Origin of the sequence: Actinoalloteichus sp. AHMU CJ021 (assembly GCF_002895405.1) — a bacterium.
In the GTDB taxonomy this organism is placed as follows: domain Bacteria; phylum Actinomycetota; class Actinomycetes; order Mycobacteriales; family Pseudonocardiaceae; genus Actinoalloteichus_B; species Actinoalloteichus_B caeruleus.
In genome coordinates this window covers 6,692,433-6,708,642 of sequence record NZ_CP025990.1, presented here as the reverse complement: position 1 = coordinate 6,708,642, position 16,210 = coordinate 6,692,433, and the positions used below count along the sequence as shown (strand labels likewise).

Sequence of the window (16,210 nt, the reverse complement as noted above, 5' to 3'; positions counted from 1 at the left end):
GGAACAGCGATGACTGCACACGAGCCAGTTCCCGACTCCGACGCAGTGGCCGTGATCGGACTGTCGCTGCGGCTACCAGAGGCGGACACCCTCGCCCAGTTCCGGGACAACCTCCGTTCCGGGCGGGATTCGGTGCGCGCCCTCCCCGAACGCCGGATGACCGACACCGGCCTGCGCTCCGACACCGGCCACGCACCGATGGGGTACCAGGAGGACATCACCTCCTTCGACCACGGGTTCTTCGGGATGTCCCGACGAGAGGCCGAGCTGCTCGACCCGCAGCACAGGTTGGCCCTCACCCTGGCCCACGAGGCGGTGGAGGGCGCCGGCTACGCACCGTCGAAGCTGCGGGGCAGCGACACCGCCACGATCTTCAGCCTTCCCTCTCCCGAGTACCAGCACCTGGTCCGGGACTCCAGCACCCTCAGCGCCATCGGCAACATCCCGGCCGGCCTGCCCAGCCGGGTAGCCCACACCCTGGGGCTCCTCGGACCCTGCTACGGAGTGGACACCGGGTGCAACTCCGCGCTCGTCGCGACCCACCACGCCCGCCGCGAACTGCTCTCCGGCGACGCCAGCTACGCGCTCGTCGGAAGCGTCAGCCTGCGGGTGTGGCCGCCGACCGCCTCGGACGCCACCCAGTACTCCGAGCTCGTCTCGCGGGCCGGTCGCTGCCGGGCCTTCGACGCCGACGCGGACGGTACCGTCGGCGGGGAAGGCGGGGTCGTGCTGCTCCTCACCACCCTGTCCCGAGCCCTGGCCGACGGCGCCACCGTGCACGCCGTGCTGCGGGGAACCGCCGTCTCCCACAACGGGCACCGCTCCAGCACCATCAGCTCCCCGAGCGCCGCCGCCCAGAGCGAGGTGATCCGCCGGGCCTGGGCGCGGGCCGGCGTCGACCCGGCCACCGCCGGCTACCTGGAGGCACACGGCTCGGGAACCCGGCTCGGGGACGCCATCGAGGTGGAGGGCCTGGCGGGGGTCTTCGCGAACCGGCCGGCGCACCTGCCGATCGGCTCCGTCAAGACCAACATCGGCCACCTCGACCACGCAGCCGGAGCCGCCGGCATGGTGAAGGCCATCCTCAGCGTTCGGCACGGCGAGCTGTACCCCTCGTTGCACTTCACCCGACCAGCCACCGGGGTCGACCTCGACGCCGCCGGGATCCGGGTCGTCACCGAGACCGCGCCCTGGCCCTCAACCGACCTGCCCCGCCGGGCCGGCGTCAGCTCGTTCAGCCTCGGCGGAGCCAACGCGCACCTCGTCGTCGAACAGCCGCCACCGCCCCCCGCTCCCACGGCCCTGCCTTCGACCGACCCACCGCTGATCGGGGTGTCCGCGCGCACCGCCGACGACCTCGCGGAGCTGTGCGCCCGCCTCGCCCACCAGCTCCGCGCGGGCGACGTGCCGCTCCGGGACATCGCGTTCACCCTCAACCAGGGCCGTGACCACTACGACCACCGGGTCGCGCTGGTCGCGCGGGACACGGAGGAACTCGCCGTGCGGCTCGCTGCGCAGGCCACCTGGCTCCGCGGTGACGACCGTGCTCCACGCCAACCCGCACCTGGCCCACCACCCAGGGTCGCCCTGCTGCTGTCGCCCGACGCGCGGGTCCCCACCACCCCCGACGGCGGCGCACTCCCCGCAACGGGCATCCACGGGACGGCGGGCGCCGACGGCCCGCCCGACTCCCTGCCGTTCTCCGAACCAGCCGCCGCCACGGCCCGCTGGCAGCTCAAGGCCCACCGCGCCCTCCTCCAAGCGGGGGTCACCTTCGTGACCCTGCTCAGCACCGGTCTCGCCCGGTACACCGCCCGGTTCCTGCTGGGCACCCTGACCGAGGACGACACCCGGGCCCTCCGCGAGAGGCGGCCAGCCGCGGACCTCGACCCGGCCCGGTTGGTCGAGGCCGCCCACACCCTCCTCGCCGACGGCCCCGTCATCTTCGTGGAGACCGGCACCAGAGGCGTCCTCGCCGACCACCTCGAACACCGGCTCGCGGATCGGCCGGACGCCACCGTCCTCACCTCGACAGACGAACCGAACGGCCTCACCCGGTTGCTCGGTCGCCTCTACGAACTCGGCGTCGACCTGGACTGGGCGGCGTTGGGCGAACCCCTCCGCCCCGCCCGGCGAGTGCCGCTGCCCACCCACCCCCTCAGCGGGCCCCGGTGCTGGGTACTCGCCCCCGGGGAGCTCATCGCCGGCCCCGGCACCACCCGGGCCCGTGCCGGACACGGGCTCGCCGGCACCGCCACCCCAGGACCGCCGCCCCGCCAACCCAGCGCACCCGCCGACCCCACCTCGGCGGACCACGCCGCCGCCCAGCCCGGCGGTGACACCGCCAGCCACCACCGCCCCGCCCGCACGACCACCCTCGACTGGCTGCGCGGCACACTCACCGCGCTGCTCCACGCCGACGGTGTCTCCGCCGAGGACGACTACTTCGCGCTCGGCGGCAACTCGATCATCGCGGTCCAACTGGTCGACCTCGTCGCGGAGCGGTACGGCGTCCGCCCCAAGCTCGTCGAGATCTACCAGCACCCTCGGGTGGGGGACTTCGCCCGCTACCTCGACGAGGCCCTCCCCACCCCGGACCCGGGACCGCACCACGGCCGGCACGACCCGGCCCCACCACCTCCACCAGCCGCTGCCACGCCAGCCGGGGGAACCGATCGCCGGGGCCTGCGCCGGTTGCCGCCGGTCGAGCCCGGCGACGAACTCGTCCTGTCCTTCGGCCAGGAACGGATGTGGTTCCACCACCAGTTGGACCCGAACACCACCCTCTACAACCTGCCCACCACCGGGCGGGTCCGGGGTGAGCTGGACATCGACGCCCTCCGCCAGACGTGGGAGGACCTCGCCCAACGGCACGAGGTCCTCCGGTCGAACTTCGTGGAGTCCGCCGACGGACCAGTGCTGGTCCTCCGCCCCATGCTCGGTGACTTCCTCCACGTCGTGGACGTCTCAGGCACGGCCGACCCCGTCGCGGCCGCCCGCCCCGTGGTGCGGGCCGCCGCCGACCACGTCTTCGACCTCGCCAAGGACCCGTTGGTGCGAGTGCTCATCGTCCGCCTGGGCGAGGAGGACCACGTCGTGCAGACGACCATGCACCACGCCGTCAACGACGGCGCCTCACCGGGGATCTTCCGGGCGGAGGTCAACGACTTCTACCGGGCCCGCCGTGCCGGCCGTGAACACCGCTTCCCGCCGCTGCCCGTGCAGTACCGCGACTACGCGCGCTGGCAACGGAAGCTGGACGCGGACGGTCTCCTCGACCACGAACTCGACTACTGGCGCGCCACCCTGCGCGGCGCCCCGCGCCTCGACCTGCCACTCGACCACCCACGTCCGGCCAGCCGCGACTACTCCGGCGCGATCAGCCCCTTCACCGTGCCCCCCGACGTCGCCCAGCGCCTCCGCGCGCTGGCCCGCCGGGAGTCGGTGACCCTCTTCGTGGTGCTGCTCGCCGCCTGGTACCTGCTCCTCGCCCGGCTGTCCCGCCAGCGGGACATCACCGTGGGCACACCCACCGCCGGCCGCGGCCGACCCGAACTGTGGGGGCTGGTCGGGTTCTTCAACGGCACCGTCGCGCTCCGCGCGGACCTCAGCGACGCCCCGGCGCTCCCGGAGCTGCTCACCCGCGTCCGGGACATCGTCCTCGGCGCACTCGAACACCAGGAGATCCCCTTCGACCGGGTGGTCAACGACCTCGGCGGCGCCCGTGACCTGAGCCGGAACCCGCTGTTCGACGTGTTCTTCATCCACCAGGAACAACCCGCCATCCAGCCCATCGGAGACTCCCCCGTCGAGTTCTTCGACGAACGGACCGTGGAGAACCTCTTCGGTGGTCTGCCGCCGGGGACCTCGAAGTTCGACCTGACCCTGGTGACCAGCGACCGGGAGGGCGAGGACACCATCTCGGGTTGCCTCGAGTACAGCACCGAACTGTTCGACGGCGGCACCATCGCCGGCTGGGCCGTCGCCTACCAGCAGCTGCTCGCCGGGCTCGCCGCCGCCGTCGACGCGCACGACCCCTTCGGAACGCTCTCCAAGCTCCTCCCGGCCGGCTCACCCGGAGGGCGCACCCCGAACGCGGGGCAGCCCGCGACAGCCGCCCTCGACGCCTGGACCCGGGTGTTGCGCGACCGGTCCGCGAACATCCAAAGGCGCCTGTCCCGCACCCCGGGAACCCGGCCCCCGGCCGACCCGGTCCCGGTCGTCGAACGGCACGAACGCCGGGTGCCCGCCGACGTCGTGCGGCGAGCCCGCGACCTCCACCCCGACGACGAGGACCTCTTCCTCACCGTGCTGGCGGCCAGCCAGGTCGCCCTGGCCCGGCGGCACGACCAGCGGGACGTCCTCGTCGGCGTCGCCGGCGCCGACACCAGTGCCCCCGCCCCGGTCCGGCTGCGGGTGCACGACGACCACACCTTCCGGGAATTCGTCGGGCGCACCACGGTCGCCGTCGAGGGAGTCACCGGTGGCACGGTCCGCGCCGACCTGCTCGCCGATCGCCTCGACCTCGCCGTGAACTCCCTCCCCGACCTGTTCGACCTCCGCCACCAGCGGCTCCACCGGGACGGACCACCACCACGGGTCGGGCTGGACGGGCTCACCCTCTCCAGCGGGGTGACCACCGGCGGTGAACTGGTCCTGCTGGTCGAACGGTGCGGCGGTTCCACCGGCCACGACCGAGCCAAGGCCCTGGCCGACGACCTCGCGGACCTGCTGCCCGCACTGGTACGAGAACCAGGCCAGCCCCTGCGGGACCACCCGCTGCCCGACCACCGCACCCGGCCCGGCTCCCGCTGACCGCCTCAGCGGAACCCGAGCCGCCACCGCCCGCCGGGCCACCCGCCACCACACCGACCAACGGCACTGGAGTGAGCATGCCTCGTGGGGGAAACCGCCGACGACCGCTGTCCTCGGCCCAGACCGGAGTCTGGTTCGGGCAGGAGCTCGACCCGACCGGACAGCGCTACGTGATCGGCCAGTACGTACACGTCCGCGGCTCCGTCGACCCCGACCTCCTCCACCGCGCCATCGCCGCCGTCTTCGCCGGCTCGGAACCCCTGCGCGTCCGGTTCGTCATCAGCGACGACCGGCGTGAGCAGGTGGTGGAACCCGACGTGCACCCCCGGCTCACGGTCGTCGACCTCACAGGGGAGGCCGAACCGGTCGACGCGGCGCGGCAGCGGATGCGGGAGCTGCTCGCCGAGCCGTTCGACCTCGCCACCGCACCGGTCTTCCGCACCGCCCTGTACCGCCTGTCCGAACACGACCACTACTGGTGCCTCACCTCCCACCACCTGGTGACCGACGGTGTGGGGGGCGCGAACCTGATCCGCCGCGTCGCCGAGGCCTACACCCTCCTCGTCAAGGGCACCGACCCGCCCCACGACGTGTTCGACCCGCTCGACACCGTCCTCGCCGATGACACCGCGTACCGCCAGTCCGCCCGTTTCGAGGAGGACCGCCGCTACTGGGCCGATCGGCTCGCCAACCTCGGCGACCCACCCGGGCTCGGGAGCGCCTCGGCCGCCACGATCTCGGCCCCACCCCGAGCCACGGGGCGGTTGGCCAGCCGGGACTGGGACCTGCTCGCCCACCGGGCGGAGGAGATCGGGCAGCGGCGCACCAGCCTGGTCGTGGTCGCCGCCGCGCTCCTGGTCCACCGCGTCGCGGGAGCCCAGGACGTCGTGCTCGGCCTGCCGGTGACGGCCCGCACCGGACGCGCGGCCCGGAACTCGCTCGGCACCTTCGCCACCGTGCTGCCGCTCCGCCTCACCGTCCGGCCGGGCGACTCGGTGCGTGACACCGCTGCCCAGGCAGGGCGAGCGGTGCTCGCCGCCCTCCGCAGACAGCGCTACCGCCACGAGGACATCCTGCGTGAGCTGGGAGGATCGGCTGGCCGGCGGATCGTCGGGCCCGTGCTCAACCTGATGACGATGGACCCGGACCTCTCCTTCGCCGGCAACCCGGCCACCGTGCACGAACTCTCCCCGGGCACCCCCGAGGACCTGGCTATCGGCGTCTACGACAACGGGGAGACCAGCGTGCGGGTCGACCTCGACGCCAACCCCACCACCCACCGCGCCGACGAGGTCGAGGCCCACCACGGCAGGTTCCTCGGCGCGCTCTCCGCCCTCGCCCGTTCCGCCCCGGACACCCCCCTCGGCCGGCTGTCCCTCGACCCGGGCGGACCGCGAACCCCGGCGACCCCGCCGGGAGCCCCGGACGGCGCACCAGCCTTGTCCGCCCCGGACACCGTCACCCTGGACCGGATGTTCGAGAGGGTCGCCGCCCGGCAACCCGGCGCGGCCGCCGTCGAGGACGAGACCACCCGGCTGACCTACTCGGAACTGAACAGGCGCGCCAACCAGCTCGCCTCGGTCCTGCGTGAGCGGGGCGCGGGACTCGAGGACCTGGTGGCCGTCGTGTTGCCCCGCACGGTGGACCTCCCGACAGCCCTGCTGGCGGTGCTCAAGACCGGAGCCGGATACCTGCCCCTGGACCCCGCGCACCCCGCCGAGCGGCTGGCGGCGACCCTCGCCGACGCCCGGGTGCACGACATCGTCACCACCACCGCCGTCGCGGCCGCGCTCGCCGCCGCTGGTCCCGGGCCCGGGGCCCCTCCGGCCCCGCACCGCCCCCAACCCCTGTGCCTGGACACGGCGCGCACCGCCCACCTCCTGGCCGGCCAACCGGCGGACGACCCCGACCGGGGCCAGGGACCGAGCGCCGACCGCTGCGCCTACGTCATCTACACCTCCGGGTCCACCGGGCGACCGAAAGGCGTCTCCGTCAGCCACCGCAACCTCGTGCGGCTGCTCCACTCCACGGACGGGGCCTTCCACTTCGGCCCCGAGGACGTCTGGACGCTCTTCCACTCCTGCGCCTTCGACTTCTCCGTCTGGGAGATGTGGGGAGCCCTGCTCACCGGCGGCCGGCTCGTCGTGGTCGGACACGACGTCAGCAGGTCCCCGAGCGACTTCCTCCGGCTGCTGGTGTCCCACCGCGTCACCATCCTCAACCAGACGCCGTCCGCCTTCTACCAGCTCGATGCCGCGATCAGGGACGAACCCGCCACCGCCACCGCCCTCGCCCTCCGCCACGTCATCTTCGGCGGCGAGGCGCTCGACCCCTGGCGGCTGACCGACTGGTACGCGAGGAACGGCACCACACGTCCCGCACTGACGAACATGTACGGCATCACCGAGACCACGGTGCACGTCACCCGGCTCGCCCTGACCCCCGCCACCGCCGCCACGGCCACCAACGGTGGGAGTCCTGTCGGTGACGCCCTGCCCGACCTGCGGGTCCACCTGCTCGACGCCGCGCTCCAGCCCTTACCACCGGGAGTGCCCGGGGAGCTCTACGTGGAGGGACCCGGGGTGGCCCGAGGTTACCGGCACCGCCCCGGCCTGACCGCCACCCGCTTCGTCGCCAACCCCTTCGGCCCCCCGGGCAGCGTCCTGTACCGCAGCGGAGACATCGCCAGGCGGAACCACGACGGGGAGCTGGAACACCTCGGCCGAGCCGACCGGCAGGTCAAGATCCGAGGATTCCGCATCGAACCAGCGGAGGTCGAGGAGGCACTGCTCCGCCACCCCGCAGTCACCTCGGCCGCGGTCGTGCCCACGACGGACCGCCGAGGCACCTCCCGCCTGGTCGGGTACCTGACCACCACCCCGCACGTCGACACGCCCACGACCACCGAACTCCGCGGCTGGCTCGCCGAGTCACTACCCAGCCACCTGGTGCCCACCGCCCTCGTGACGCTCGACGTGCTGCCGCTGACGCCCAACGGCAAACTGGACCACAGGGCACTGCCCGCCCCCAGGTTCGCCTCGTCAGGGCACGGGCTTCCCACCACCGACCGCCAGCGGAGGCTGTGCGCGCTCTTCGCCGAGGTCCTGGAGGTGCCGGAGGTGCGCACCGACGACGACTTCTTCGCGCTCGGCGGGGACTCGCTGCGCGCCTTCACCCTGGTGGCCCGGATCCGTGCCGACCTGGGAATCGAGGCCGGGATCCGCGTCCTGTTCGACAACCCCACGGTCGCCGCGTTCACCGCCGCGACCGGCGACCCGGCCTCCGCCGAGCAAGCACCGGTCGCACGACCCCGCCCCCGGACCGTTCCCGCCGCACCGACCCAGCGGCGCCTGTGGGTCCTCCAGGAGCTGACCGGCCCCAGCGGCACCTACAACATCCCCGTGGTGCTCCGGCTCGACGGGAACCTCGACCTCCCCGCTCTCCGACTGGCCGTGACCGACGTGGTGCGACGGCACGAGAGCCTGCGCACGACCCTGCCCACCGACGGGGAAGGACCCCGCCAACACGTCATCCCCCCGGACGACCCCCGGCTCGACCTCGCCGTCCTCAGCACGAGGCGAGCCGCACTCGAACGTGAGATCGTCCGGCTAGCCGAAGCCGGGTTCGACCTGGCGAACGACCCACCGGTCCGGCCGGTGCTGCTGACCACGGAGTACTCGGGGGAACACGTCCTCATCCTCGTCCTGCACCACGTCGCCGCGGACGAGAAGTCCCTCGCCCCCCTCTTCCGGGATCTCTCGGCCGCCTACACCGCGCGGGCGGTCGGAACCGCACCGGCCTGGCCCGGCCTGCCCCTCCAGTACGCCGACCACACGCTCTGGCTCCGCGACCGCCTGGGCGATGAGGACGACCCGTCCAGCCGGCTCCACCAGGGCCTCGCCCACTGGCGGCAGGAGCTGCTCGGCGCGCCCGAGGAACTCCTCCTCCCCACCGACCGCGACCGCCGTCCCTCGACGACCCGCCCCGCCGGAGAGACGAGCGTGCGGATCGACGCCGGCACCCACCGCCGCATCCTGAGCTTCGCCGCGCGGCACCGCGCCACGACCTTCATGGTGCTCCACGCGACCTTGGCCGCCACCCTCACCAGGGCCGGCGCCGGCGACGACGTACCGGTCGGGACCGTCGCGGTGGGACGGTCCCATCCCGTCCTGGACGAACTGGTGGGCTTCTTCGCCGAAACGGTGGTCCTGCGGACCGACGTCTCCGGCCGTCCGACGTTCACCGAACTGATCGCCAGGGTCCGCCACACCGATCTGGTCGCCCTGGCCAACCAGGACATCCCGTTCGACCGCGTCGTCGACGCGGTCGGGCCCGCACGCGTCCCCGGCCGGCACCCCCTCTTCCAGGTCATGATCACGTCGCGGGACGCCGGCCTGCCCGCGCCGGTGATGCCGGGGCTGTCCGTGCGTCCCCTGCCGCTCCGACCCAGGACGGCGAAGTTCGACCTGCACCTCGACCTCGCCGAACACCCCGGCGGAGGCGGGATCGAGCTGACGTTGCGCTACGACCGGGCCCTCTTCGACGACAGCACCGCGCGCACGATCACCCGCTGGTACCGCGCCCTGCTCCACGGCGCGCTCGCCGAGCCCGACCGCCCCCTCACCGAACTCGCCCTCGACCGGGTCGACCGGCCCCGCCAACCGGCGGGAACACCCACCACCCCCGCCGATTCGAACCAGGACCGGGCACGCGTACTCGACACCACCCTGCGTCCCACCCCGCCGGGCGCGGTCGGAGAACTGTTCCTCGCCGTGCCCCCGCACCGCCTCGGTTACCGGGGGACACCGGCCACCACCGCCTCCCGCTACGTCGCCGACCCCCTCGGGGGCGGCCGCCGACTGCTCCGGACCGGGAGGTGGGCCAGGAGACTGCCCTCGGGACGACTGCGGATCCTCGCCCACCCCAGCGCCCCGGTCGCCCACCCGCCCGGCCCCGAAACGGCTGGTGCCGCGCCTGCACCACACCACGACCTCCACGCCTCGAACGGGGAGGCACTGCTGACCACGCTGGTCGCCGACGTGCTCGGACTGCCGTCCGTGGCGCCCACCGACGGCTTCTTCGCCCTCGGCGGAGACAGCATCACCGCCATCCGACTGGCCAGCCGCGCCCGCGCCGCCGGCCTCACCCTCACCCCCACGGACGTCTTCGCGCACCGGACCCTGCGCTCCCTCGCGGCCGCCGCCGAGCGGGGAAGCAGCCGGGAACGACGGGAAGCCCGGTACGGCGACGCCGGGGAGGTCCCCGCCACACCCGTGATGGACTGGCTCCGCGCCCGGGGAGGGCCGATCGCCCGGTTCAGCCAGTCGGTCCTGGTGAGCACCCCGGCTGGCACGACACCAGAGGAGCTCGTGCTCGCCTTCCAGGCCGTGCTCGACCACCACGACGCGCTCCGGCTGCGACTCCTGCGCGACCCCGACGACACCACCTGGCGCTTCGTGGTCGACCCGCCAGGACACGTCCGGGCAGAGGACTGCCTCACCCGCGTCGACGGAGCAGCCACCCCCGCCGCGCTCGAGGACGGAACAGCCGAGGCCCGCGCCCGGCTCGACCCCGACGCCGGTCGGATGGCGCGACTGGTGTGGTTCGACCCGGGCCCCTCGACGGCGGGCCAACTCCTGCTGGTCGCCCACCACCTCTGCGTTGACGGCGTCTCCTGGTCCATCCTGCTCTCCGACCTCGCCGAGGCCCACCGCCTGATCCGGCTGCGCCGGCCCGTCGAACTCCCCGCTGTCCCCGTCTCCTTCCGCTCCTGGGCGGCGCGGCTCCGCGAACTCGTCGTCGGCGGCGCGCTGGAGGGGGAACGACCAAGGTGGGCGGCGCGGCTCAGCGGCCACTCCTCCGCCCCGATCACCCTGGGCTGCCGGCCGCTGGACCCCAGCCAGGACACCGCGGCCACCGCCAGAACAGTGCACCTCGCCCTTGATCCGGACCACACCGCTCCGCTGCTGGCGGCGATCCCCGCCCGCTACCACGCCACCCTCGAGGACGTGCTGCTCGCGACCCTCCTCGTCGCGATCCGGTCCCAGCGGCCGGGGAGGGAACCGCTGAGCCTGCTCGTGGACGTCGAAGGCCACGGACGGGAAGCCGGTATCGGTGCTCCCGCCGGCGTCGCCGACCCGGAAGAACTCGACCTGTCCCGCACCGTCGGCTGGTTCACCACCATTCGACCCGTCTGGTTCGACCTCGCACCGGTCCCCGACACCGTGACCCCGGACGGTGACGCCGCCCACCTCGACCGGGTGCTCAAGTCCGTCAAGGAACGTCTGCGCGCCATGCCGCACCAGGGCGCAGGCCACGGGCTGCTCCGACAGGCCGACCGGCTGCGGGACGGCGCCGCGGCAGGCGGCGAGCCCCTCCCGACGCCCTCGGCGCAGCTGGCGTTCAACTACCTCGGCAGGTTCGACCTGGCGGAGGCAGGGGAGTGGGCACCACTACCCGGACAGGACACGACGCCCCTCGCGGTCGGCGCCGATCCGGAGCTGCCGCTCACACACCCCCTCACCGCCGAAGCCCATGTGGAACGCGGCACCGCCGGCCCCCGGCTGGTGGTGCGCCTCACCTGGCCGGCGGGGCTCCTGCCCGAGACGGAGACACGGGAGCTCCTCGCCAGGTGGGGGGAGGCGCTGCGCACCTCCTCGATCGCCCTGCGCCGCCCAGGCCTGGGCGGACACACCCCCAGCGACTTCCCCCTGGTCGCCCTGGACCAGCTCGCCGTCGACGAACTCACCGCCTGGTACCCCGCGCCACTCGACGACGTCCTCCCCCTGGCCCCGCTCCAGCAGGGGCTGCTGTTCCACCGCGACCTCAGCAACGACGACGCCGATCCCTACCTCGTCCAGCTCTCCCTCACCCTGGACGGGCCCCTCGACCCGGCGGACCTGCGTGAGCGGGTCCGCGGCCTCCCCGAGCGGCACCCGAACCTGACGGCGGCCTTCGTCACGCTGGGTTCCGCCGGGCCCGTCCAGGTATGGCGCGCCGACGTGACCGTGCCGTGGCTCGAGGTCGACCTCACCGCCGACGGCACGGTCTCGCCGACCTCGGAGGCGCTTGAAGCGCTGCTCGCCAGCGAACGAGCCCACCCCCTCGTTCCGCACCGCCCGCCGCTCCTGCGGTTCGCCCTCGCCCGGACCGGGCCGAGGCGGTGGACGCTCGTCCTCACCCACCACCACCTGATCCTCGACGGCTGGTCCCTGCCCCTGCTCGTCGCGGAGCTGCTCGGCCACCAGGACGTCTCCGCCACGCCCACCGCCTCGTACCGCACGTTCCTGGCGTGGCAGCGGCGACAGGACCGGGCAGCCGCCCGCGCCGCCTGGGCCCGAGCACTGCTCGGCCAGCCGGGCGGCGGCGACCAGCCCGTCCACCCACCCGTCGAACCCACCCTGCTCGGCCGTCGCGGTGGCCCGTCCCAGAACGCGGGAGCCGCCGAACAGCACGAGGCGCACCTGCCCCGCGATCTCGCCGAGAGCCTGGACCAGCTGGCCAGGTCCTGCGGTGTCACCCTGAACACCGTCGTCCGCGCGGCCTGGGCACTGCTCCTCGCCCAGTTCACCGGGACCCGGGACGTGGTGTTCGGAACGACGGTCGCCCACCGGCCACCCGAGATCGCCGGCATCGACCGCACGATCGGGCTGTTGATCGGCACAGTCCCGGTCCGCGTTCGCCTCCGCCTGTCGGAAACCGTGGCACAACTCCTGGAGCGGCTCCATCGCGAGGACACCGCGCTGCTCGACCACCAGCACCTCGGTCTCGCCGAGATCCAGGAACTGGCGGGCGGAACCCCGCTGTTCGACACCACCGTCGTCGTCGAGAACTACCCGCTCCGGCCCACCGAGACCTCCCACCGGACCCCGGTGGCCGGCGGCGGCCCAGCGGTCCGGATCGCCGAGGTGGGGGTCCACGACGGGGCGCACTACCCGCTCGCGCTCGTCGTCGAACCGACCGACACCCTCCGCCTGCGGCTCGCGGCCAGGCCAGCGGCGCTCCGGACCGGCATCGGCGGACGTGACCTCCTCGACCGGTTCGTCCAACTGCTCGCCGCCTGTGCGGCCAACCCCGGGGCACGGGTGGCCAGCCTGGACTCGACCTCCCCCGCCGACCACCAGAACCTCCTCTCCTGGGGGAAGGGCCCGGCGGTGGAGGTCCCCGACCTCAACCTCGCCGAGCTGGTGGACCAGACCGTCCGCGCCGCACCCGACCGGGTGGCCGTGGTCGAACGTGGAGCCGAACTCACCTACGCGGAACTGGACGCGGCGGCCGACCGGCTCGCCCGGCGGGTCGCCGCCGCCGGTGCCCGACCAGGGGACGCCGTCCTGGTCCTGCTCGAACGGTCGGCGGCCGTGGTGATCACGGCACTCGCCCTGGCCAAGGCCGCGGCCCTCAACGTCGCCGTCCACGGCAGCTACTCCCCGGACCGGCTCCGGCGCATCCGGGCCCACACCAACGCCGTTCTCGCTCTGGTCGACGCCGACCACGCGGCCCGGTCCGCCGAGGAACTCCACGGACTCCGCACGCTGGTGGTGGGCAGCCCTCATTCCGACGAGCCGAGCTCCACCCCTGCCTGGCCGCAGGGCGTCGCACCACGCGCGCACCCCGCTCAGCCGGCACTGCTGCTGTTCACCTCGGGCACCTCCGGGGAACCCAAGGGGGTGACGGTCCGGCACCGGGACCTCGTCGGCCGCCTGCTCAACGGCCACTGGCGACGGAGTCGGCGCCACACCAGCCTCTTCCACTCCTCGCACGCGTGGGACGCGGTCGCCTTCGAGGTCTGGTCGCCGCTGTCCAATGGTGACCGCATCGTGGTGGCACCGCCCGGTGTGCTGTCGGTCGAGGACATCCGCGAGCTCGTGACCAGGGAGGGCATCACCCGGCTCCTGCTGACCGCCGGGATGCTCGCCGTCGTCGCGGAGACCGACCCCGACGCCCTGGTCGGCGTCAGCCGGCTCGAGACCGGCGGTGACGTCGTCCCTCCCCACGCCGTGGCCCGGCTGCGGCGCCACCTGCCCGAGATGGAGGTGCTGCACTGCTACGGCCCGGTGGAGACGACGGCCTTCGCCGTCGCGCACGTACTCCGTCCCGGCTCGCGGAGCACCGGTCCCCTCCCGCTGGGAACCCCCGTCGACGGCAGCGAGATCCGCCTGCTCGACTCCGCCCTGCGCCCGACCCCGCCGGGCGCCCCCGGGGAGATCTGGATCGCGGGCACCGGCCTGACCGCCGGTTACCACCGCGCTCCCTCGTTGACCGCGTCGCGGTTCGTCCCCGACCCCTTCGGTCCCCCCGGCTCCCTGATGTACCGGACAGGTGATCTGGGCCGGTGGGACGAGGAGGGCTCGCTGTACTTCCTCGGCAGGGAAGACCGCCAGGTCAAGGTCAACGGGTACCGCGTCGAGCCCGGGGAGGTCGAAGGGGCCCTCACCGCACTCCCCGAGGTCGCGCAAGCTGTGGTGGTGGTGCGGCGGTCCGCCACCGGTGGGCAACGCCTGGTTGCCCACCTGGTGCCCGTACCGGAGCCCGCCCGGCAGGGCCCCGAGACGCCGCCCCCGGCGCGCCTCGACGTCGAGGCGGTCCGGGAGCACGCGGCGCTGGTGCTGCCCGGCTACCTGGTACCCAGCGATTTCCTCGTGACCGACCGGCTCCCCTTGGACCGCCACGGCAAGGTCGACACCTCGCAGCTCCGCGACGATCCCGGGCCCCCGCCCCCGTCCGCCCCGCGCCGTCTCCCCCGAACTCCCGTGGAGGACGTGCTCTGCGGCGTCTTCGCGGCGGTGCTCGGCCGCGACCGCGTCGATCCCGACGAGAGCTTCTTCGGCCTCGGAGGAGACTCCCTGACCGCGATGAGGCTGGTGGCCGACGCCACCACGGCGCTGGGCCGGGATCTGAGGGTCCGCGACCTCTACGCCGCTCCCACCCCGGCCGCACTGGCCCACCGGGCCGGTGCCACCGGTTCGCCGCGCCCCGGCCCCAGAACGCGTCCGGAGGTGATCCCGCTCTCGGCCGCTCAGGAACGCCTCTGGACCGTCAACTACCTGCACGGGGCAGACAGCGCGTACAACTCCACCGTCGCTTGGCGACTGGTCGGCTCCCTCGACGCGGACGCACTCCGCGCGGCGGTCGGCGACGTCCTCGACCGGCACGAGAGTCTGCGCACGGTACTCCCGTACGTCGAGGGGGCGCCCCGACAACAGGTCCTGCCTCCGGGCGCAGGCGCCGACCTGCTCGTCGCCGGGGACATGACGGCGGGCCAGGAGGACGACGAGGTCGCTGCCCTCGCGGACACCGGCTTCGACCTCACCCGCGAGCTGCCGGTGCGGGCCAGGCTGCTCCGGCTCGCCGAGGACGAACACCTGCTGGTCCTCGTGATCCACCACTCCGCTGTCGACGGCTGGTCGCTCGGTCCCCTCAGCGCGGACCTCGCGACCGCGTACCGGGCCCGGCGGAGCGGGCAGCGGCCCCGGTGGGACCGACCAGCCCCCCAGTACGCCGACCACACCCTGTGGCTCGCCGAGGCGTTGGGTGACCCCGGGCAACCGGAAAGCCCCGCCGCCAGGCACTCCGCGTACTGGCGCCAGCGGCTCGCCGGGCTGGGCGCCCCGGTGGACCTGGCCTTCGACCGACCCAGGCCGCCGGTGGCCAGCAACCGGGCAGGTCACACACCGCTCCGCGTCGACGCCGCTCTCCACGCGGGTGTCGTCCGGCTGGCGGCGGAGAGCCGCGCGACCGCCTTCATCGTCGTCCAGGCGGCGGTGGCGGCGCTGCTCACGCGGTGGGGAGCCGGCCACGACGTGGTCGTGGGGCTGGTGATGGCCGGTCGGGATGGGGAGGACATGGCGGAGCTGGTCGGCTGTGTCGCGAACACCGTGGTGCTGCGGGTGGACACCGGAGGAGGCGTGTCCTTCCGGGAACTGGTTCGCCGGTGCCAGGCCGAGGTGTTGGCCGCCCACGAACACCAACAGCACCCCTTCGAACGGGTGGTCGACGAGGTCAACCCACCTCGATCGCGAGCACATCACCCCCTGTTCCAGGTCGTCGTCGCCTTCCAGAACCTCGGTTGGTCCCCGTTGGGGCTGGCCGGTGTGCGAACCACCCCGGTGGCGGTTCCGCCGGCCAGGACGCCGTTCGAGCTGCACTTCGACATCCAGGAGCGGAGGGACGCCGAGGGGCTGCCCCTCGGGTTGGAGGGCGTCCTGGTGCACGCCGCCGACCTGTTCGAGCCGGGGACCGCGCGGCGCCTCGCCGAATCCTTCGGTGCCCTGCTCCGGGAGGTGGTGAACCATCCCGACGAACCCTGGGCCGAGGTGGCCCCCGCTGGCCCCGCCCTCGACGAGCGGTAGGAGGGCGCCCAGGAACCCGGAAAGCAACGAGAGCGGGAGGAACGTCC

2 protein-coding genes are annotated in these 16,210 nt (G+C 73.7%); both read left to right on the top strand.

All coding sequences use genetic code 11. The features are described from left to right. Nucleotides 1–9 precede the first annotated feature (9 nt). Complete coding sequence (locus C1701_RS26615) at nucleotides 10–4,815, top strand: condensation domain-containing protein (protein ID WP_103056882.1); 4,806 nt, start codon at nucleotides 10–12, stop codon at nucleotides 4,813–4,815. A gap of 77 nt (nucleotides 4,816–4,892) precedes the next feature. Continuing rightward, nucleotides 4,893–16,163, top strand: coding sequence for a non-ribosomal peptide synthetase (locus C1701_RS26610; RefSeq protein WP_103056881.1), 11,271 nt, complete (start codon nucleotides 4,893–4,895; stop codon nucleotides 16,161–16,163). The last annotated feature ends 47 nt before the right edge of the window (nucleotides 16,164–16,210 follow it).